At 70.6% G+C, this 19,656-nt stretch carries 17 protein-coding genes; 10 read left to right on the top strand and 7 right to left on the bottom strand.

The features are described 5' to 3' along the window. The first annotated feature begins 158 nt into the window (after positions 1 to 158). Complete coding sequence (ccoS, locus tag CKO28_RS05780) at positions 159 to 329, top strand: cbb3-type cytochrome oxidase assembly protein CcoS (RefSeq protein WP_200339673.1); 171 nt, start codon at positions 159 to 161, stop codon at positions 327 to 329. Positions 330 to 337: 8 nt separating this feature from the next. Next, positions 338 to 1,270 (top strand): dihydrodipicolinate synthase family protein, encoded by a 933-nt coding sequence (locus CKO28_RS05775; RefSeq protein WP_200339672.1) that lies wholly within the window; start codon positions 338 to 340, stop codon positions 1,268 to 1,270. A gap of 101 nt (positions 1,271 to 1,371) precedes the next feature. Here CKO28_RS05775 and hemH read toward each other — a convergent pair whose 3' ends face one another. From hemH to dgcN, 3 genes are all read right to left on the bottom strand, one after another. Beyond that, positions 1,372 to 2,517, bottom strand: coding sequence for a ferrochelatase (hemH, locus tag CKO28_RS05770; protein ID WP_200339671.1), 1,146 nt, complete (start codon positions 2,515 to 2,517; stop codon positions 1,372 to 1,374). A gap of 317 nt (positions 2,518 to 2,834) precedes the next feature. Beyond that, positions 2,835 to 3,815: an N-acetyl-D-Glu racemase DgcA gene (gene dgcA / locus CKO28_RS05765; protein WP_200339670.1), complete on the bottom strand. Its 981-nt coding sequence runs from the start codon at positions 3,813 to 3,815 to the stop codon at positions 2,835 to 2,837. A gap of 18 nt (positions 3,816 to 3,833) precedes the next feature. After that, the gene (dgcN, locus tag CKO28_RS05760; protein WP_200339669.1) at positions 3,834 to 4,835 is read right to left on the bottom strand and encodes an N-acetyltransferase DgcN; all 1,002 of its coding nucleotides are present in this window, start codon (positions 4,833 to 4,835) and stop codon (positions 3,834 to 3,836) included. Between the two features lie 212 nt (positions 4,836 to 5,047). On the opposite strand from dgcN, the gene CKO28_RS05755 reads away from it, so the two are divergent. From CKO28_RS05755 to hpnE, 7 genes are all read left to right on the top strand, one after another. Beyond that, a complete protein-coding gene (locus CKO28_RS05755) occupies positions 5,048 to 6,889 on the top strand; it encodes a gamma-glutamyltransferase family protein (protein WP_200339668.1) in 1,842 nt (613 codons plus the stop codon). A gap of 101 nt (positions 6,890 to 6,990) precedes the next feature. Further along, positions 6,991 to 7,455, top strand: coding sequence for a DUF29 domain-containing protein (locus CKO28_RS05750; RefSeq protein WP_200339667.1), 465 nt, complete (start codon positions 6,991 to 6,993; stop codon positions 7,453 to 7,455). A gap of 45 nt (positions 7,456 to 7,500) precedes the next feature. Continuing rightward, positions 7,501 to 8,211, top strand: coding sequence for a Crp/Fnr family transcriptional regulator (locus CKO28_RS05745; RefSeq protein ID WP_242480361.1), 711 nt, complete (start codon positions 7,501 to 7,503; stop codon positions 8,209 to 8,211). Positions 8,212 to 8,795: 584 nt separating this feature from the next. Continuing rightward, positions 8,796 to 9,653, top strand: coding sequence for an O-methyltransferase (locus tag CKO28_RS05740; protein WP_200339666.1), 858 nt, complete (start codon positions 8,796 to 8,798; stop codon positions 9,651 to 9,653). Between the two features lie 14 nt (positions 9,654 to 9,667). Beyond that, complete coding sequence (locus CKO28_RS05735; RefSeq protein ID WP_200339665.1) at positions 9,668 to 10,384, top strand: HD domain-containing protein; 717 nt, start codon at positions 9,668 to 9,670, stop codon at positions 10,382 to 10,384. Positions 10,385 to 10,691: 307 nt separating this feature from the next. Further along, positions 10,692 to 11,546, top strand: coding sequence for a squalene synthase HpnC (gene hpnC / locus CKO28_RS05730; protein ID WP_200339664.1), 855 nt, complete (start codon positions 10,692 to 10,694; stop codon positions 11,544 to 11,546). Between the two features lie 14 nt (positions 11,547 to 11,560). Next, positions 11,561 to 12,820: a hydroxysqualene dehydroxylase HpnE gene (hpnE, locus tag CKO28_RS05725; protein ID WP_200339663.1), complete on the top strand. Its 1,260-nt coding sequence runs from the start codon at positions 11,561 to 11,563 to the stop codon at positions 12,818 to 12,820. Between the two features lie 95 nt (positions 12,821 to 12,915). Here the strand turns inward: hpnE and CKO28_RS05720 are convergent, their stop codons facing one another. Beyond that, entirely contained in the window at positions 12,916 to 14,166 is a 1,251-nt protein-coding gene (locus CKO28_RS05720) for a glycine cleavage T C-terminal barrel domain-containing protein (RefSeq protein WP_200339662.1), read from the bottom strand. Positions 14,167 to 14,803: 637 nt separating this feature from the next. Further along, on the bottom strand, positions 14,804 to 15,499 hold the full coding sequence (locus CKO28_RS05715) for a class I SAM-dependent methyltransferase (RefSeq protein ID WP_200339661.1): 696 nt from the start codon (positions 15,497 to 15,499) through the stop codon (positions 14,804 to 14,806). A 105-nt stretch (positions 15,500 to 15,604) separates the two neighbouring features. On the opposite strand from CKO28_RS05715, the gene CKO28_RS05710 reads away from it, so the two are divergent. After that, the gene (locus tag CKO28_RS05710; protein ID WP_200339660.1) at positions 15,605 to 16,783 is read left to right on the top strand and encodes an acyl-CoA dehydrogenase family protein; all 1,179 of its coding nucleotides are present in this window, start codon (positions 15,605 to 15,607) and stop codon (positions 16,781 to 16,783) included. Positions 16,784 to 16,953: 170 nt separating this feature from the next. On the opposite strand, the gene CKO28_RS05705 is transcribed toward CKO28_RS05710, so the two are convergent. Both CKO28_RS05705 and CKO28_RS05700 read right to left on the bottom strand, forming a co-directional pair. After that, a complete protein-coding gene (locus tag CKO28_RS05705) occupies positions 16,954 to 18,015 on the bottom strand; it encodes an NAD(P)-dependent alcohol dehydrogenase (protein WP_200339659.1) in 1,062 nt (353 codons plus the stop codon). 183 nt (positions 18,016 to 18,198) lie between these two features. After that, positions 18,199 to 19,299 carry an alkene reductase gene (locus CKO28_RS05700; RefSeq protein WP_200339658.1) on the bottom strand — a complete coding sequence of 367 codons (1,101 nt, stop codon included), beginning with the start codon at positions 19,297 to 19,299 and terminating at the stop codon, positions 18,199 to 18,201. Positions 19,300 to 19,656: the final 357 nt, after the last annotated feature.

The following is a 19,656-nucleotide window of genomic DNA, read 5'->3' as shown; positions in this document are numbered from 1 at the left end:
CCGTACGACGGGGAGTCTCACCCTCACCTGCCCTCTCCCCTCGAGGGAGAGGGACCCGCCGAAGCGGTCGTCCCACACGCTGGCTGCCTGCCGAGCCAACCCAAGTTGCGGCGAGACGCCTTTACCGCCGGGCCTCCGGGCCTGCTACACTCCTGCCCATGAGCGTCCTGATCTACCTGATCCCGATCGCGCTGTTCCTGGGCCTGTGCGGGCTGGCGGCGTTTCTGTGGTCGCTCAAGAGCGGGCAGTACGACGATCTGGAGGGCGCGGCCCACCGGGTGCTGTTCGACGACGACGAGAACGACAGGAACGACCGCTCGCCGGGGTGAGGGCTGGGATGTCCCGCGGACCGTTCGAAGGGGTGCTGGCCCCGGTCGCCACGCCGTTCAACGACGACCTGTCGGTGGACCGCGCGCGGTTCGTCGCGTTCGCGCGGGACCTGTTGTCGAACGGCTGCAGCGCGCTGGTCCCGTTCGGCAGCACGAGCGAGGCGACCTCGCTGGCGCGCGGCGAACGGATGGACCTGCTGACCGCGCTGCGCGAGGCGGAGGTGCCGGGCGCGAAGCTGCTGCCGGGGGTGGGCCTGCCCAACCTGCCGGAGACGGTCGAGCTGACCCGCCACGCGCTCGATCACGGCTGCGGCGGCGTGCTGCTGCTGCCGCCGTTCTTCTACAAGAAGATCGACGACGCGGGGCTCTACGCCTACGTCCGCGAGCTGATCCAGCGGGTCGGCGACGACCGGCTGCGGCTTTACCTCTATCACATCCCCGGCCACGCCGGGGTGGGGTGGTCGCCCGAGCTGGTCGACCGCCTGGTCGCCGACTTCCCGGGGACCGTGGGCGGGCTGAAGGATTCCGGCGGCGACTGGGGGTACGCCGAGGCGCTGCTGCGTAAGTACCCGGGCTTCGGCGTCTTCGTCGGTAACGAGCGGTATCTGCGCGACGCCCTCGAGCTCGGCGGCCCCGGCACCATTACCGCGACCGCCAACGTCAATCCCGCCCTATTGAACCGCCTGTACGAACGCTGGGGCCGCGGCGGCGGCGACGCGTTGAACCAGGCAGTGATCGCCTACCGCCGGGCGCTGGAGGGCTTTCCGACCATTCCGGGCGTCAAGGCCGTGCTGGCGCATCAGACCGGCCATGCCGGCTGGGCGCGCGTCCGCCCGCCGCTGACCGCGTTGCCGGCGGACCAGGCGACCGACCTGGTGCAGAAACTGAGCGCCCTGGAAGCCCTGACCGCCGGCGCCGGCCGCCCGTCTGGCTCGGGCTGAATGCGCGGCGGTTTTAAGAGGCGCAGGGCGCCATGCGAGCCGATCGCCCAACCCAGCGCCGAATGCCCCGGCCACTCCAGCCTAAAGCCGGCTTGGCCCCGTTACTCGGCCGCCATCGACGCGCGGACGCGGGCGTTTTCGTCGACCCAGCCGCCGAGTTCGCGGGTCGCCAGGTCGGCGATCAGCTGGACGTGGTCCGGCTGGGCGTTCAGGCAGGGGATGTAGGTGAAGTTCTCGCCGCCGGCCTCGAGGAACGATTCGCGGCCTTCCTGATCCAGCTCCTCCAGGGTCTCGACACAGTCGCTGGCGAAGCCCGGCGCGATGATGGCGATGTTCTTCACGCCCTGTTCGGCGAGGTGTTCCAGCTTCTCGTCGGTATAGGGCTGCAACCACTCCTCGCGGCCGAAGCGGGACTGGAACGATAGCTGCACCTCGTCCGTGCTCCAGCCCAGCCGCTCGCGGATCAGGCGGGAGGTCTTGGCGCACTGGCAGTGGTAGGGGTCGCCGTTCAGCAGGTAGCGCTTGGGCAGTCCGTGAAACGAGGTGACCAGCACCTCCGGCGTCCAGTCGAGCTGCTTCAGGTGGGTCTTGATCGAGTTCACGACCGCGTCGATGTACTGCGGCTCGTCGTGATAGGGCGGGGCGGTGCGCACGGCCGGCTGCCAGCGCATCCGCATCAGCGCCCGGAACGCCTGGTCGTAGGCGGTCGCGGTGGTGGAGGCGGCGTACTGCGGATAGAGCGCCAGCATCAGGATCTTGTGGCAGCCCTGATCCTCCAGCTTCCGCAGCACGTCCTGGGTGCGCGGATAGCCGTAGCGCATCGCCCAGTCGACCACGACCTGCCCGCCGAAGCGCTGCTGCATGATCTCCGCGACCGAGTCCGACTGGTCGCGCGTGATCGTCTTGAGCGGGCTCTCGTTTTTCTCGGTGTTCCAGATCGACGCATAGGCCTTGCCGCTGGCCTGCGGGCGCTTGGACAGGATCACCGTGTTGAGCAGGATCTGCCAGAACACGGGATTGAGCTCGATCACCCGCTTGTCCGACAGGAACTCCTTCAGGTAGCGGCGCATCGACCAGTAGTCGGTGCCCTCGGGCGTGCCCAGGTTGAGCAGCAGCACGCCGACCTTCTCCTGCTTGATCGGCGGGTGATCGGCCGGGAAGTCCGTCTGGTAGACCGGCTCCCCGCCGCCGCGGGCCAGGCCGTCGCGGGCCCCACCATCACGCGCCTTGTCGCTGCGCTCGGCCATGACCTTGTCGCCCCTTCGTCGCTACGAGTATCCCGATGCCAAAGTAAACTTCACTACGCGGGGAGCAAGCCTGTCGGATCACCGGGCGCCGGCATGAAATGTCCGCGCGGGCGGATTGCCCCCGGCCGCGGGCGCTCGTCGTGGCCCCGCAAGTGTCCACGGGGTGGCCCTATGCGCGGGACGATAAACCCGCCTGCGGCGATCTGGAAACCGTGATCGGGCGCGTGGCGACCCAGTCACCCACGCGCCGCGCGGCCGAATGCCACGGCGGCGGCTAGAGCAAAATCGATGAAGGTCGCGTGGACCTTCATCTTGCTCTAACCCCACAACCCTGCGCTGGGCGGGTGGATGAAGCTGCCCGCGAAGGTCAGCGCGTCGTCGCGGTCCTTCGCCAGCAGCAGCGGGCCGTCGAGGTCGACGATCTCGGCGTCCTGGCCGAGCAGCACCGCGGGCGCCATGGCGAGCGAGGTCGCCAGCATGCAGCCGACCATGACGGCGAAGCCGGCGGCCTCCGCCTCGGCCTTGAGCGCCAGCGCTTCGCTCAGGCCGCCGGTCTTGTCCAGCTTGATGTTGACCATGTCGTACTTGCCGGCGAGCGCCTCCAGGCTGGCGCGGTCGTGGCACGACTCGTCCGCGCACACCGGCACCGGGCGGGCGATCCCGGCCAGCCCTTCGTCGTCGCCGGCGGGCAGCGGCTGTTCGATCATGTCGACGCCCAGCTCGCGCAGCTCCTCCGACAGGTTGCGGTACTGGTCGGCCGTCCAACCCTCGTTGGCGTCGACGATCAGCCGGGCGTCGGGGGCGTTGGCGCGCACCGCCGCCACGCGGTCCAGGTCGTCCGGGCCGGACAGCTTCAGCTTGAGCAGCGGCCGCTCGCGGTTGTCCTTGGCGCTGACGGCCATCCGCGCGGGGGTGTCGAGCGACAGGGTGTAGGCGGTCGCCACCGGCTGCGGCTCGGGCAGGCCCGCGAGTTGCCACACGCGCTTGCCGGCGCGCTTGGCCTCGAGGTCCCAGAACGCGCAGTCGAGGGCGTTGCGCGCGGCCCCGGCCGGCAGCCGGTCCTGCAGCGCATGCCGGTCCAGGCCATCGGCCAGCGCGGCGCGCAGGCCCTCGATCTCGGCGATCACGCCGTCGACCGTCTCGTCGTAGCGGGGGTAGGGCACGCACTCCCCGCGGCCGGCGTGGCCGCCGTCCGACAGCTGGACCACCACCACCTCCGCCGTCGTCCGGGTGCCGCGGGAGATCGTGAACGAACCGCGGATCGGCCAGCTTTCGCGCGCGACGCTGAGCTCCACCATGTCGGCTGCCGCGCCCCCTCAGGTCAGCTGGTCGACGATGCGCGCCACGCCGTCGCGCACCGGATCGACCGTGGGCAGGCCCAGGCGCTGCTCGATCTCCTGCAGGCACGCCTTGGCGGCGTCGCGGTCGAGCGCGCTGGTATTGACCGCAACCCCGATCGTGCGGGCGTTCGGGTTGGTCAATTGGGCGACCAGCTCGTTCTGCTGCAGGCAGCTCTCCAGATCGGGCAGGGGGTAGGTCGGCAGACCGCGCATGTGGCCGCGGGTCGGCTCGTGGCACAGCACCAGCGCGTCCGGCTGGCTGCCGTGCAGCAGGCCGGTCGAGACGCCGGCGAACGAGGCGTGGAACAGCGAGCCCTGACCCTCGACCACGTCCCAGTGGTCGTCGTCGTTGGCCGGGGTCAGCCATTCGGTCGCCCCCGAGATGAAGTCGGCGATCACCGCATCGACCGAGACGCCGTCGCCGGCGATGAAGATGCCGGTCTGCCCGGTGGCGCGGAAGTCCGCCTTGAGGCCACGCGTGCGCAGCTCCGCCTCGATCGCGAGCGAGGCGTACATCTTGCCGACCGAGCAGTCGGTGCCGACGGTCAGCAGCCGTTTTCCCGGGCGCTTCTGGCCGTCGGCGACCGCGAAGTCGCGGGTCGGGTGGCGGACGTCCAGCATCTGCCGGCCGTTGCGCTCGGCCGCCGTGCGCAGGCGCTCGACGTCGCCCAGCTTCTTGTGCAGGCCGGAGGCGAGGTCCATGCCCAGGTCCATCGCCAGTTCCAGCGCGTCGGTCCAGGCCTCGGAGATCACTCCGCCGCGGTTGGCGACGCCGACGATCACGGTGCGGCAGCCGGCCTTGGCAGCCTGTTCGATGGTCATGTCGTCGAGGCCCAGGTCGGCCTTGCAGCCGTCCATCCGGAACTGTCCCAGGCACCACTCCGGGCGCCAGTGCGCCACCCCCTGCGCGGTCTTCGCGGCCAGCTGGTCGGGCGCGTCGCCCAGGAACATGAGGTACGGGTGTTCGATGGCGGCCATGGGTTTCGTCCTGTCCCCCGGAAATGATCCTAACGCGCCCCTGTCTAAAGCATGGCGTCCGCCCGCGCCACAAGCGGCGTCGGTTGCGCGGGCGCGCACGGCCGGCCTAACGTATCCGGTAGGAACGCACGCACGCGCCCGGTTTCCCATCCTTCGAGCGACGGAGAGGGGACCCGCCGATACGCCCTGACAACGGACTCGGACAAGCCGCCATGACCTTCAGCACCCGTCCCGAGATCCGCGGCACCTTCGGCGCGGTCGCCTCGACCCATTGGCTGGCGAGCCAGGCGGCGATGGGCATGCTGGAGCTCGGCGGCAACGCGTTCGACGCGGCGGTGGCGGGCGGCTTCACGCTGCAGGTGGTGGAGCCGCACCTGAACGGGCCCGGCGGCGAGGTGCCGATCGCCTTCAAGCCGGCGGGGCAAGAGGTCGAGATCGTCTGCGGCCAGGGCCCGGCGCCGCGCGCGGCGACCATCGAGGCCTACCGTCGGCAGGGCCTGGACGCGGTGCCGGGCACCGGGCTGATAGCGGCCACCGTGCCGGGGGCGTTCGATGCCTGGATGCTGCTGCTGCGCGACCACGGCAGCCTGAGCCTGCGGACCGTGCTGGCACCGGCGATCCACTACGCCCGGCACGGCTACCCGCTGGTCCCGCGGATCGCCGGCACGATCGAGGCGGTCGCCGAGCTGTTCCGCACCGAATGGCCGAGCAGTGCGGCGACCTACCTGCCGGGCAACCGCGTGCCCACACCCGGCAAGCGGTTCGCCAACCCCACGCTGGCCGACACCTATGACCGCCTGCTGCGCGCGGCGGAGGCTCAGGGCCGCGACCGCGCGGCGACGATCGAGGCCGCCCGGCGCGTCTGGGCCGAGGGGTTCGTCGCCGAGGCGATCGCCGGGTTCTGCCGCATGCAACGGGTGATGGACACCAGCGGCGCGCGCCACGCCGGCTTGCTGGACGGCGACGATCTCGCCAACTGGCGGGCGATCAAGGAGGCGGCGGTCGCGCGCGATTACCACGGCTGGCGGGTGCACAAGGCCGGCGCCTGGTCGCAGGGGCCGGTGCTGCTGCAGCAGCTAGCATTGCTGCAGGGCTTCGACCTGGACGCGCTCGACCCGACCGGCCCGGACTTCGTGCATACGGTGACCGAGGCCGCCAAGCTCGCGTTCGCCGACCGGGAGCTGTTCTACGGCGACCCGGCGTTCGTCGACGTGCCGCTGCAAACGCTTTTGTCCGATGCCTACGCCGACCGCCGGCGCGCCCTGATCGGCCGGCAGGCGAGCCTGGAGCTGCGCCCGGGCGAGATCCCCGGCTACGGCGGCGATCTGGACCGGCTGCTGGAACTCGCCCTGGCGCCGCCGCCGGAGCAGGCGCTGGGCGCGTTCGGCGGCGGCGAGCCGACGGTGCAGGACGACACGCCGAAGCAGGGCGATGCCGGGCAGGGCGCCCGGCAGCACGGCGATCGCCAGGCGCCCGGCGACACCTGCCACATCGACGTGATCGACCGGCACGGCAACGCGGTCACGGCCACCCCGTCGGGCGGCTGGCTGCAGTCCTCGCCGGTGATCCCGGAGCTGGGCTTTTGCCTGGGCACGCGCGCCCAGATGTTCTGGCTGGAGGACGGCCAGCCCGGCAGCCTGGCGCCCGGCAAGCGCCCGCGCACCACCCTGTCGGTCACGCTCGCCACCCACGACGACGGCCGGGTGCTGGCGATCGGCACGCCGGGCGGCGACTACCAGGACCAGTGGACGCTGCACGCCTTCCTGCGCCACGTCCACGCCGGCTACGACCTGCAGCAGGCGATCGACGCGCCGGGCTTCAAGACCGACCACATGCCGTCGTCGTTCTATCCGCGCCGGGCCAAGCTGGGCACGCTCGACCTGGAAAGCCTGTTTCCCGAGGCGACCTTCGTCGAGCTCGGCCGGCGCGGCCATCACCTCGGCATCTGCGATCCCTGGTCGCTCGGCCGGGTCTCGGCGGTCGGCACCGAAGACGGCCTGATCAAGGCCGGCGCCAACCCGCGCGGCATGCAGGGCTATGCGGTCGGGCGGTAGGCGCCGTGCGCTGCGCCGCGAGGCCCGCTTGCCCGATCGCGGAAGTGCGCGCAAACTCGTGGAAAAGCTGCCGACGGTTCCAGTTGCGCGGGTGATGGATGATGGCTAAGCCGCTGTACGACGAGGACTTCGTCGCCTGGACACAGGCGCAGGCCGAAGCTCTGCGGGCCGTCCCACGCGTCCACAATCAGCTGGATTACGATCAGCTCGCCGAGGAGGTCGCGGATTTGGGCAAGCGGGACCTGCGCGAGCTGCTGAGCCGGCTGGAGGTTTTGATCGAGCATCTGGTCAAGCTGGACGCCGCGCCCGAGACCCAACCGGCCGCCCATTGGGCGCGCACGGTGCGCGACCAACGCCGGGAAATTGTCCGGCTGCTCGACGAAAGCCCGAGCCTGCGCGGCAAACTGAACGAGGCGCGGAAGCCAGGCACGGCGACGCGGCTCGACCAGGTCCTGCACGCAGGCTGGGAAGAAGCCTGCCAGAGCCTGCGTCAGATCGATGGCATTGTTCATGCGGACCTGCCGGAACGCCCGCATTGGACGCTGGACGACCTGATGAACCGCTGAGCCGGTCGCCGGGCCGGCATCGGTCGAACGAGGGGACCACGGATTTTGAGCGCACGGCAGGAAGGGCGCGACCGGTCGCTGGCGCAGGTCGAGATTTTCCGCGAACTGGCCGACGACGCGCGGCGGCGGATCGAGGAGCGGTGCCGCTGGCGCACCTACGCCGCGCAGGAGACCGTGATCGCGCGCGAGCAGGACAGCCACGAGGTGCACTTCATCGTTTGGGGCCGGGTGCGCGTGCTCGACTACGCCGCCAGCGGGCGCGAGGTCGCCTTCGACGACATCGGGCCCGGCGGCTCGGTCGGCGAGCTGGCGGCGATCGACGGCGGCGCCCGCTCGGCCTCGGTGGTCGCGGTGCAGCGGACCCTGACCGCCTCGCTCGACCAGCGGACCTTTCTGAACGTCCTCGCCGATTACCCCGAAGCCGGGCTCGCCACCATGCGCCGCCTGACCCGGATGATCCGGCAGGCGAGCGAGCGGATCATGGACTTGAGCGCGCTGGGGGCGAACAACCGGGTCCACGCGGAAGTGCTCCGCCTCGCCCGGGAGGCCGCCGGGCCGGACGCCGAGACCGCCCGGCTGTCGCCGATTCCCGTCCATTCGGAGGTCGCCAGCCGGGTTTCCACCACCCGCGAGACGGTTGCCCGCGTGTTCTCCGACCTGACGCGTGCGGGAATCCTGCGCAAGGAACGCAACGTGCTGGTGGTCGACGACATCCCTGCGCTCGCCGACATGGTCGCGAGCGTGCGCGGCGGGTAAGTCGGCCGGGCCGGCATCGCACGCCCCCGGCGACGCGGTGTGATCGCAGTCACTTCGACGCCCGGCCGCGACCTCCATGTTTCACATACAGACGGACGGCGGCGGCTGTCGCCCCCTCTCCCGCCCGCCGTTCGTCGCGAGCCGCGGCGCCCCAGGGATCCCTCCCGTCCCGGCTGCGCCGCGCCCGTGCCCGTCGGGTCCGCCCGGCCGTTCCTCCCCTCGTGCGGTCGGGCGGCCCTTCGGCCACGGTTGCGGCGGCGCCTGCCAGGGTGCGTCCCGGCCCGCGAGTCGCGCGTAGCCTCTCTGCCCTTCCCCGGCTGACGGCGGTGCCGCCCGTCACCGCCGTCAGCCGGGCCCCTTTTTCCAAGCCAGTTCTTGCCAGCCACCCGATCCGCGGCGCGGCTTGACAGCGGCCCGGCGCAGCGGTGATGACCTTGTGGCGGCCGCACCGGCGCGCACGGCCTCCGGGCCCCCCGCCCCGGCCGTTGTGGTAATGCCATTCGCGCGGGCGACCTCGGTGCGGGCCGTCCCGACCGCGACCGCAGTTCCTGCCCGAGCGTCCAACCCCAAGGCCGGTTCCGCCAATGTCCGCCGATCCGAAGCCCGCCACGCACGACTACCGCGTCAGCCCACGGAGCGACGGGTGGCAAGGGCGTCGGCTGCTGTCGGACAAGCTGCAGGCCCGGCTGGAACGCCAGCTGAGCGATACCATCGCGGCGGCGCTGACCCGGCTGGACCTGATGCCTGACGGCGGTTCGCGAGAGCTCGGGGCCTGGGCCGGCGAGTTCTTCCGGATCCACGCCGACAGCCCGGCGGGCGACAACCCGGGCGGCAGCGGGGTGAACGATTCGCTGTGGCTGTTCGTGCTCGCCCGCGCCCTGCGGCCCGCCCGGATCGTCGAAAGCGGCACCCATCGCGGGCACAGCGCCTGGATCCTCCACCGCGCCTGTCCGGATACGCCGATCGACAGCTTCGACGTCGACACCGGCAAGCTGACCTGGTCGCACGCGCAGTTGCAGGTGCACGCGGGCGACTGGACGCAGACGATCCAGCCCGACCCGGCGAACGCCGAGGCGCTGGTCTTCTTCGACGATCACATCAACCACGCCCGCCGGGTCGTCGAAGCGCACGCGCGCGGCTTCCGCTGGATGCTTGTCGACGACAATTTCGCCGCGACCCAGGTGCACGCGACCGGCGGTCCGCCGCTGCCCTCGCTCGACATGCTGTTCGATCCCGAGGTGGTACCGGGCGACGAGATCGCCTGGTCGCGCGGCGGCAAGGACTACGCCTGGACCTACACCGAGGCCGCCGAGCACGGCGCGCGGGATCTGATCGAAAGCTACGAGCCGCTGCCGGAGCTGGGCGGGATCACCCGCTTCCCGGCCGGCTCGGGCCTGTCGCTGGTCCGCCTCAAGGCCCCGAGAGCGGCCAGTCAGCCCTGATCCCCGAGCGCCGCATGGCCAGCCGCCCGACCCCGAAAAAACCGTCCAAGAACAAGGACCTGGAGCGTGCTTGGCAGCGCATGCTTTCGGGCCGCCGGCTCGACCTGCTGGAGCCGTCGCCGCTCGACGTGGAGATCGAGGACATCGCCCACGGTCTGTCCCGGGTCGCCCGCTGGAACGGCCAGACGTCGGGCGACTGGGCGTTTTCGGTGGCGCAGCATTCGGTGCTGGTCGACGACCTGGCGGGCCGGCTGCGCGCCGGGACCGCGCGCAAGTGGCGCCTGGCCGTGCTGCTGCACGATGCGCCGGAGTACGTGATCGGCGACCTGATCACACCGTTCAAGGCGGCCGTCGGGATCGATTACAAGGCGCTGGAGCAGCGGCTGATGCAGGCGGTGCTGCTGCGCTTCGGCCTGCCGGGCGAGCTGCCGGCCGAGATCCACCAGCTGATCAAGAAGGCCGACCGCGCGGCCGCCTACCTGGAGGCGACCCAGCTTGCCGGGTTCGAGCGCGACGTCGCCGACCACATCTTCGAGCCGCCGCCGCGGAAAATCTACCACCGCGGGCCGGTCACCCTGCAGCCGCTGCCCCCGCACGCCGCCAAGCGCCTCTACCTCGAGCGGTTCATGCAGCACGCGCCCAAAAGCCTGCACCCCGGCCTGCCCGAAGACGCCCAGCACGCCGACCCGACCGGCGGCGCCATCGGCGACGGCCACGAGACGGACGGTTAGGCGGGCAAGCTGTCCACCACTAAGCAGAGCGTTACGGCGGGTCCCTCTCCCTTGAGGGGAGAGGCGAGGTGAGGGTGGGACTCCCCGGCGCCAACCGAGGAGTCCCACCCTCACCCTCCCACGCCGCTACCGCGGCGCGGGCCCCTCCCTCTCCCCTCGAGGGCGAGGGGACTCAAGCCGCGGTCCGCGTCTAATCCACCCTACCGAACCATGGCGCATGGGCGTCTCCCACCCGCGCTAGTCCCGTCGGGACGCGTTCGTTACAGTCCGCGCGAGCCTGACCACCCCCGCTGGAGCCGCATCCCCCGTGAGCGCGATCGAGACGCCATCCGGCAAAGGCCGCGGCGACGAGAACTTCCCGGTCGCGTCCCGCCTGATCGCGCCCGGCTTGCGCGGCCACGTCCTGGCGTATTACGGCTTTGCCCGCGCGGCCGACGACATCGCCGACAATCCCGGGCTCGCGCCCGACGACAAGCTCGCCCGGCTGGACCGCTTGGGCGCCGGGCTGCGCGGCGAGGCGGGCGACGTCCCGGTCGCCAATCGGCTGCGCGCCAGTCTCTTGGCGACGGATGTGCCGCTCGCCCGCGGCCTCGACCTGCTGACCGCGTTCAAGCAGGACGCGGTCAAGGCGCGCTACGCCGACTGGGCGGAGCTGGTCGGCTACTGCCGCTATTCCGCGAACCCGGTGGGACGTTTCCTGCTCGACCTGCACCGGGAGCCGGCGGCGGCGCGACCGCTGTCGGACGCCCTGTGCACCGCGTTGCAGATCCTGAACCACCTGCAGGACCTGGCCGAAGACTATCGCCGGCTGGACCGCGTCTACCTGCCGGAAAGCTGGCTGACCGAAGCCGGCATCGGGGTCGCGGCGCTTGGGGCCGGCCGGGCGGAGCCGCCGCTGCGCCGGGTGATCGACCGGGCGCTGGACGGCGTCGGCGAGCTGCTGCCGGATGCGCGCGCGCTGCCGGCGCACCTGACCGACCGGCGGATGGCGATGGAAGCGGCGGCGATCGCCGAGCTGGCGCATGCGCTGCACGCCCGGCTGCGCCGGCAGGACCCGCTGGCGGAGCGCGTGGCGCTGTCCAAGCCGGCCAAGCTGTGGGTCGCCGGCCGGGGCGCGCTGTCCGTCCTGCGGCGGCCGTCGCCGGTTCCCGAAAACGCGTGAGGGCCGATCGGGCGATGGCGCGCACGCATGTGATCGGGGCCGGCATGGCGGGGCTCGCCTGCGCCGTGCGGCTGGCGCAGGCGGGCGAGCGGGTGACGCTGTACGACGCCGCCCCGCAGGCCGGCGGGCGCTGCCGCTCGCTCTACGATACCGAGCTCGAGCGCACGGTCGACAACGGCAACCATCTGCTTTTGAGCGCGAACCCGAACGCGCTCGCCTTCCTGCGCGCGACCGGGGCGGAACACCGCCTGACCGCTCCGCCCGGCGCGTATTTCCCGTTCGTCGATCTGGCGACCGGGGAGCGCTGGACCGTCCGGCCGAACGACGGTCCGCTGCCCTGGTGGCTGCTGGTCCGCAGCCGACGGGTGAGGGGGGCGAGCGCGCTCGACCATCTGCGCGGGGCCGCGATCGCGTTCGCGCGCGACGGCGATACGGTGGCCGACCGGCTCGCCCGGCCCGGCAGCGCGATCTGGGAGCGGCTGTGGAAACCGCTCGCAATCTCGATCCTGAACACCCAGCCGGAGGAGGCGGACGCGCGCCTGCTGCGCCGGGTGCTGTTGGACTCGTTCGCCCGCGGCGGACGCCACGCCCGGCCGCTGGTCGCGATCAAGTCGCTGTCGGACACCTTCGTCGAGCCCGCGCTGGCCGCACTCGAAACCGCGGGCGCGGAGCTGCGCCTGGGGTGGCGGCTGCGCGAGCTGGCCGGCGACGACGGCGGGATCACCGGCCTGGCGTTCGCCCAGGGCCACGAACCGGTGGCGCCGCGGGATCGCGTGGTGCTGGCGGTGCCGGCCCCGGTCGCCCGGCAGTTGATCCCGGGGCTGACCGCGCCGACCGAGGTGCGGCCGATCGTCAACGCGCACATCCGCCTGCCGCATCGCGCCCGGCTCGCCGAGGGGATCCCGTTCCTGGGCCTGGTCGGCGGCACGGCGGAATGGGTGTTCCTGCGCGACGACGTCGCCAGCGTCACCGTCTCCGCCGCCACCCATCTGGCCGAGCGACCGGCGGCCGAGATCGCCGAGATCCTCTGGCCCGATGTCGCCCGGGCGCTCGCCCTCGATCCCAAGCACCAGCCGCCGATGCGGGTGATCAAGGAACGCCGTGCGACCTTCGCCCAGACGCCGGCCGCCGTTCGCCGGCGCCCGGCGGCGGCGACGCCGGTGCCCAACCTGCTGCTGGCCGGCGACTGGACCGCGACCGGCCTGCCCGCGACCATCGAAGGCTCTACCGCCAGCGGCCACACCGCGGCCAACCTGGTGCTGGGCGCGCGGTAGAGCGCCCGACAGGGGCACCCACGCGATCGCGCGGACAATAAACCCCGGCGCCCAGGTTGGACGCCGGGGAGGCTCCAGGCCGATTGGGTGGCGGGTTACTCGGCCGCTTCGACCTTCGGGTAGGAGCCGCGGGGGAGCTGTTTGTCCGGGTCGTAGAACGGCACGCGATGCACCGCCGCCGGGACGTCGCCGGCTTCCGCCGGGAGGTCGACGTGCAGCTGGGTCCCGGCCTCGGCATAGGCGTTGGGCACGAAGGCGAGCGCGATGTTGCAGTCCATCTTGGGCGAATAGAACGCGCTCGTGACGTAGCCGACGTCGGTCGTGTCGGTGCCGTCGCGCACCGTCCAGAAGTCGCTGTTGTACCAGGTGATCCGCGGGCCGCCCATCACCAGGCCGACCAGCTGGCGCGCGACGCCCTGACGATAGATCCGGTGCAGCGCGTCCTTGCCGACGTACCAATCCTCCTTCTCGGGATCGAACTGCCAGGCCAGCGGCACCTCGAAGGGGTTGGTTTCGACGTCCATGTCCTGGCCGTAGGACATGATGCCGGCCTCGATTCGGCGGATGTGGCCCGGGGCGATCACCCGCAGGTCGTGCGGCTCGCCCGCCTGGACCAGCGTGTCCCAGAAGCGGTCGGCGTCGCGGTCCGCGTTGCGCAGGTAGATCTCGTAGCCGACCTCGCCCGAGAAGCCGGTGCGCGAGATCACCACGTCCATGCCGTACATCTGGGTCTGCTTGAGCTCGTAGTACTTCATGCCGTCGAGCGCGTCGCCGAAGATGTCGCGCATCATCGTCTGCGCCTTCGGCCCCTGCACCTGGACCGGCGAGACGTCGATCTCCTTCAATTCGACATCCATGTTCCAGCCCTGGTTCAGGCCCTTGAACCACAGCAGCAGGTCGGAATCGGAGATCGAGAACCAGTACTCGTCCTCCGCCACCCGCAGCAGCACGGGGTCGTTGATGATGCCGCCGTGCTCGTCGCACAGGATGACGTAGCGCGCCTTGTTGACCGGCATCTTCTTCTTCATGTCGCGGGTCACGACGCGGTTGACGAAGTCCTGCGCGTCCGGGCCCTTGACCATGATCTGCCGCTCGACGGCGACGTTCCACAGCGTGACGTGGTTGGTCAGGTAATAGTACTCGCCCATCAGCGCGTTCTGCTCTTCGGAGAAGTACAGGCGCGGATGGTACATGTGGTTGTAGACCGTCACCGCGCGCACGCCGTGCTCGACCGACTTGTGCCAGAAGGGCGACTTGCGCACCCGGGTACCGATCAGCATGCGGACGTCCGCGTCACCGCTTTGGCGCAGGTTGACGGGGACGTTGCGCTCCTTGGTCTGGGGCATGGCGGCGTTCCTTTATTCGCGCGACAGGGGGCTCAGCGGCTTTCCGGCGGCCGGGCCTGCGGCCGGCCGCCGCATCTATACCCCCACCGCTAACGCCGCCGGGGCGCGTGCGGATGGCTTTCGAGCGTTAACGGATTGACGATTTGCGACGCCCCGGTCTCACGGTTGCGCGACCTCGGCGCGACTTGGAGCAGACAAGTCGCGGCGATGTCGCAATCTGTCAAAGGTGTGTCGGCGATTGTCGATGCGATGAGAGGGCAGGACGGCGCAGCGGGTTCCCTCCCCTTCGCTCGAAGGGGAGGGCCGGGGTGGGGGTGGTCTGCAGGGCATGTCCGCTCCGCGATGGCGCGGCCACCTCCTCACCCTGTCCCTCTCCCCCCATTGGACTTTTGCACGATGGTGGCTATACCCGTCAGGCGTCCTTCGACACGCCGACCTGCGGTCGGCTGCTCAGGATGACGTCAGTATATTTAAAATTTTGATATTGTTATTCTTTTTAAGACTTTGACGGCATCCTGAGCAGGCCGCGCAGCGGCCGTGTCGAAGGACGCCTGACGGCTCTCCAAAGCGCCCGTGCAAAAGTCTCGCCAGCGGAGGAGGGGATCCGCCGACGCGCCGTGCTCACTGACAAGGGAATTCACAACCGCTGCAGCAGCGTCGCGCGCGTTGGCTGGTCGAGCCAGCAGGCGCCGTCGGCTTCGCGGGCGAGCTCGGCGAAGCGGGCGCGCAGCCAGTCCTCCTGCGCGGCGACCGTGGCCTCGCGGGCCGGATCGATCTTGACCAGGCCGTCGCGGAACGCCTGGAAGGTCGCGTACTTGACCGGCGCCGAATACTCCCGCCGGGCCGCCATCCGCCAGCCGGCGCCGGCGTGGGCGCGCGCCAGCGCGTCCTCCGCGGCCGCGCGCACGGCCGTCTCGTCCTCAACCACCCGGGTCAGCTCGAACAGCGGACCCTCGGCGATCGGCTCGACCGCAAGCAGCCGGCCGCCGGGCCGGAGCGTGCGGTGCGCCTCCTGGAGCGCGGCGTCCAGATTGGCCGCCGGGACGTGGTGCAGGGCGTTGAAGTACAAGACGTCGTCCAGCGCGCGGTCGGGCAGCGGCAGCGCCTCCCCCGCCGCCGCGGCCCAGTGCGCCCCGCTGTCGACGTCCGCGGCCATCGCCGCGGTGACGGCGGTCTCCTGCGGGTCCAGCCCGATCACTTCCGCGCCGTCGGCCGCCAGGCGCCGGGCGAGCGCGCCGTGCCCGCAGCCGATGTCGGCCAGATGGCGGCCCGTGAGGCCGCCCAGCAACTCGCTTAGAATCTCGGTGTGGCGCCGGGTTTCCCGCGCAGTCATGACCGGCTCCTCCTTCCCTTCGTGGACAGCGTTTTCATCAACCTTCACTGCCGGCTAATCTGGCCCCCCACCTCCGTCGACGCCAAAAAAGGAGCGTGTCGCCGCATGGCCCTGCCGTCACCCCTCGACGCCGACGCGCCGACCTGGCCGGAGATCCGTCAGGGGGTGCGCGATCTGTGCGCGCGCCTTCCCGGCAGCTATTGGCGCGACAAGGACCGGGAACGGGCCTATCCGAAGGAGTTCGTCGACGCGCTGACGGAGGCCGGCTACCTCGCCTGCCTGATCCCCGAGGCCTACGGCGGCAGCGGCCTGCCGCTGTCCGCGGCGGCGGCGATCCTGGAGGAAGTTCACAAATCCGGCGGCAACGGTGCTGCCTGCCACGCGCAGATGTACACCATGGGCACGCTGCTCCGGCACGGCTCGGAGGACCAGCGCCGGGCCTACCTGCCGGGAATCGCGCGCGGCGAGCTGCGCCTGCAGGCGTTCGGCGTGAGCGAGCCGGATGCCGGCAGCGACACGCTGTCGATCAAGACCACGGCCGTGCGGGATGGCGACGACTATGTCATCCAGGGTCAGAAAATCTGGACCAGCCGGGCCGAGCATTCCGATTTGATGCTGCTGCTCGCCCGGACGACGCCCAAGGACCGGGTGGAGAAGCGCAGCCGCGGCCTGTCGGTGTTCCTGATCGACCTGCGCCAGCACATCGGCCGGGGTGTCGAGATCCAGCCGATTCGCACGATGATCAACCATGCGACCACGCAGGTGTTCCTCGACGACCTGCGCGTACCCGTAAGCGCGCTGGTCGGCGAGCCGGACCGCGGCTTCGCCTACATCCTGGACGGCATGAACGCCGAGCGCGTGCTGATCGCGGCGGAATGCATCGGCGACGGCCGCTGGTTCGTCGACCAGGCGCGCCGCTACGCCAGCGACCGAACCGTGTTCGACAGCCCGATCGGCGCGAAGCAGGGCGTGCAGTTCCCGATAGCCCGCGCCTACGCCCAGGTCGAGGCGGCGGACCTGATGGTGCAGCAGGCCGCCCAGCGGTTCGAGCGCGGCCAGCCCTGCGGCAAGACCGCCAACATGGCCAAGCTGCTGGCGAGCGAGGCCGCCTGGCAGGCCGGCGACACCTGCCTGCAGACCTTCGGCGGTTACGGCTTCGCCGAGGACTACGACGTCGAGCGCAAGTTCCGGGAGACCCGGCTCTATCAGGTCGCGCCGGTCTCGACCAACCTGATCCTCGCCTACCTGGGCGAACACGTGCTGGGCATGCCGCGCAGCACGTGACCCGGTGTCGTTAAGCCTGTGCGCCGATAATCCCCTCTCCTCCACTGGGAGGAGAGGGATAGGGAGAGGAGGTTGCACGCGGCGCAGATGCCTGTGGTCCCTCCTCCCCTAGCCCCTCCTCCCAGTGGAGGAGGGGGATAAATTAAGATGCCGGCATTCTAAATCCTCGATCAGCCGGCAGATCCCTTCAGCGTCGCCATGTCGATCACGAAGCGGTACTTCACGTCGCCGCGCTTCACCCGCTCGTAGGCTTGGTTGATCTTGGCGATGTCGAGCATCTCGACCTCGCAGGTGATGCCGTGCTCGGCGCAGAAGTCCAGGACCTCCTGCGTCTCCGGCATGCCGCCGATCAGCGAGCCGGCGAGCACCCGGCGCTGCATCACCAGCTGGCCGCCCTCGACCGGCGGCTCCACCGGCTCCAGCAGGCCGACCAGGATGTGCGTGCCGTCGTAGGTCAGGGTCTGGAGATACGGGTTCAGGTCGTGCTGGACCGGCACGGTATCCAGGATGTAGTCCAGCGCGCCGGCCGCGTCGGCCATCTGGTCGTCGTCGGTTGAGATGATCACCCGGTCCGCGCCCTGGCGCTTGGCCTCGGCGACCTTGTTCTCCGAGCGGGTGAACACGGTGACCTCGGCGCCCAGGGCCTTGGCGAACTTGATGCCCATGTGCCCGAGGCCGCCCATGCCGACGACGCCGACCTTGTGGCCCGGCTTGACGCCGTAGTGGACCAGCGGGGAATAGGTGGTGATGCCGGCGCACAGCAGCGGCGCCGCTGCGGCCATGTCGAGCGCGTCGGGCACGCGCACGACGAAGCGGTCGCTGACCACGACGCTTTCGGAATAGCCGCCGAAGGTGATCGAGCCGTCGTGGCGGTCCTGGCCGTTATAGGTCAGCACCGGGCCTTCGCGGCAGTACTGCTCCAGCCCGTCCTCGCAGGCGTGGCAGTGGCGGCAGGAATCGACCATGCAGCCGACACCGACGCGGTCGCCGACCTTGAAGCCGGTGACCTCGCCGCCGACGGCGGTGACGCGGCCGACGATCTCGTGGCCCGGCACGACCGGGTAGGAGGTCATGCCCCAGTCGTTCTGGACGAAGTGAATGTCGGTGTGGCAGACGCCGCAGTAGTCGATCTCGATCGCCACGTCGTCGGTGCGCAATTCGCGCCGCTCGAAGTTGATCGGGGCGAGGCCGGACTCGGGGGATTGCGCGGCGTAACCGCGGGTTTCGCTCATCGAGAGCTCCCTTGGCAGATGTCTTTAGGCTTGGTTTGAGAGCGCGCCCATGTGCACGGGCCCCGCGCGGCGGGCCCGCCGGGACGCGCGGTTCGCGGCCATCTCTGGCCGGGCGTGCGGATCGGCACGCGTCTCCTGGCCCGCGCCGCCCGCACGGCGTGGCGGGACGGCGCGGGTCTAGAGCTAGGCGGCCTGGTCGGCCGTCAGGAACGGGTAGTCGGTGTAGCCCTCAGCCCCGCCGCCGTAGAAGGTGTCCCGGTCGGGCGTGTTGAGCGGGGCGTTCAGGCGCAGCCGCTCGACCAGGTCGGGGTTGGCGATGTAGGGCCGGCCGAACGCGATCAGGTCGGCCGCGCCGCGCTCGACGGCGTCGATCGCCATCTGCCGGTCGTAGCCGTTGTTGGCCATGTAGGCGCCGTCGAAACGCTGGCGCAGCGCGGCATAGCTGGCGCCTTCCGGCAGGTCGCGGGAGCCGCCGGTCTCTCCCTCGACCAGATGCAGATAGCCGAGGCCGAAGCCGTTGGCGACATCGACCGCGGTGCCGAAGGTCTCCATCGGCGTGCTGTCGGCGACGTCGTTGAAATTGCTGAAGGGGCTGAAGCGCACGCCCACCCGGCCGGCCGGCCAGACGTCGGTCACCGCCTCGAAGACCTCGCGCAGGATCCGGACGCGGTTCTCGATCGGGCCGCCGTAGCGATCCGTGCGCTGGTTGGGGTGGTCGCGCAGGAACTGGTCCAACAGGTAGCCGTTGGCGGCGTGCACCTCGACCCCGTCGAACCCGGCATCCCAGGCGTTGCGCGCGGCGCTGCGGTAGTCCTCGACCACGCGGGCGATCTCGTCGGTCGCCAGCGCGCGCGGCGTCGAGGTCTCGACGAAGCCGTTGCCGTCGAAGGTGTAGGCGCTGGCGGCCACGGCGGTCGGGCCGACCGGGGCGGCGCCGTCCGGCTGCAGCGAAGTGTGGGAGATCCGGCCGACGTGCCACAGCTGCAGGACGATCCGGCCGCCGGCGGTGTGGACGGCGTCGGTCACCTGGCGCCAGCCGTCGATCTGCCGCTGCGCGTGGATGCCGGGCGTCCAAGCGTAGCCCTTGCCCTCGGGGGAGATCTGGGTCGCCTCGGTGATGATCAGGCCGGCGCTGGCGCGCTGGCTGTAGTAGGCGGCGTGCAGGTCGAACGGCTCGTTGGTCTCGCTACGCGCCCGGTTGCGGGTCAGCGGCGCCATCACGACCCGGTTCGGGACCTGAATGTCGCCGACCTCGGTCGGGGTGAAGAGCTTGGGGGTGGTCATTGCGCGTACGCTCCTTTGGTTCGATATGTGGACCAGTCAGTCCAAAAATGGGCGGAGTCGATCGTCCGGGTGGGGTCGGCTGTGGCCGGCGGCTGTCTCGTCTGGCTATCGGGTGTCTAGCCCGGAAAATTCATGGGGGACGGCGGGTGTAGCCCAAGCTGCTGAATAGTCGTAAGATTTCGGTGTGGAGACGAAAACCTACGATCAGCAGGAGCTCACCCGCCGTGGTTGAACATACCCCTGAACTGCCGGGCCTGTCACCTGTCTCGGGCAAGCGTGTGCTCGCCCGATTTGACGGCGGCGAGATGTCCTCCGACGGCGGTCTTCTCCTTTTGCGCGAGGTCGAGGAACGGATCG

The sequence above is a fragment of the Rhodovibrio sodomensis genome (assembly GCF_016583645.1).
GTDB lineage: Bacteria > Pseudomonadota > Alphaproteobacteria > Kiloniellales > Rhodovibrionaceae > Rhodovibrio > Rhodovibrio sodomensis.
This window is presented reverse-complemented; position numbering and strand designations above follow the sequence as displayed.

Bases quoted from the DNA above. Each gene is read 5' to 3' on its own strand.
- CKO28_RS05740 (WP_200339666.1), top strand. From the start codon at position 8,796: ATGTCCGCCGATCCGAAGCCCGCCACGCACGACTACCGCGTCAGCCCA.
- dgcA (WP_200339670.1), bottom strand. From the start codon at position 3,815: ATGGTGGAGCTCAGCGTCGCGCGCGAAAGCTGGCCGATCCGCGGTTCG.
- CKO28_RS05735 (WP_200339665.1), top strand. From the start codon at position 9,668: ATGGCCAGCCGCCCGACCCCGAAAAAACCGTCCAAGAACAAGGACCTG.
- CKO28_RS05720 (WP_200339662.1), bottom strand. From the start codon at position 14,166: ATGCCCCAGACCAAGGAGCGCAACGTCCCCGTCAACCTGCGCCAAAGC.
- CKO28_RS05775 (WP_200339672.1), top strand. From the start codon at position 338: ATGTCCCGCGGACCGTTCGAAGGGGTGCTGGCCCCGGTCGCCACGCCG.
- CKO28_RS05715 (WP_200339661.1), bottom strand. From the start codon at position 15,499: ATGACTGCGCGGGAAACCCGGCGCCACACCGAGATTCTAAGCGAGTTG.
- CKO28_RS05750 (WP_200339667.1), top strand. From the start codon at position 6,991: ATGGCTAAGCCGCTGTACGACGAGGACTTCGTCGCCTGGACACAGGCG.
- ccoS (WP_200339673.1), top strand. From the start codon at position 159: ATGAGCGTCCTGATCTACCTGATCCCGATCGCGCTGTTCCTGGGCCTG.
- CKO28_RS05705 (WP_200339659.1), bottom strand. From the start codon at position 18,015: ATGAGCGAAACCCGCGGTTACGCCGCGCAATCCCCCGAGTCCGGCCTC.
- CKO28_RS05710 (WP_200339660.1), top strand. From the start codon at position 15,605: ATGGCCCTGCCGTCACCCCTCGACGCCGACGCGCCGACCTGGCCGGAG.
- hemH (WP_200339671.1), bottom strand. From the start codon at position 2,517: ATGGCCGAGCGCAGCGACAAGGCGCGTGATGGTGGGGCCCGCGACGGC.
- CKO28_RS05755 (WP_200339668.1), top strand. From the start codon at position 5,048: ATGACCTTCAGCACCCGTCCCGAGATCCGCGGCACCTTCGGCGCGGTC.
- CKO28_RS05700 (WP_200339658.1), bottom strand. From the start codon at position 19,299: ATGACCACCCCCAAGCTCTTCACCCCGACCGAGGTCGGCGACATTCAG.
- dgcN (WP_200339669.1), bottom strand. From the start codon at position 4,835: ATGGCCGCCATCGAACACCCGTACCTCATGTTCCTGGGCGACGCGCCC.
- hpnE (WP_200339663.1), top strand. From the start codon at position 11,561: ATGGCGCGCACGCATGTGATCGGGGCCGGCATGGCGGGGCTCGCCTGC.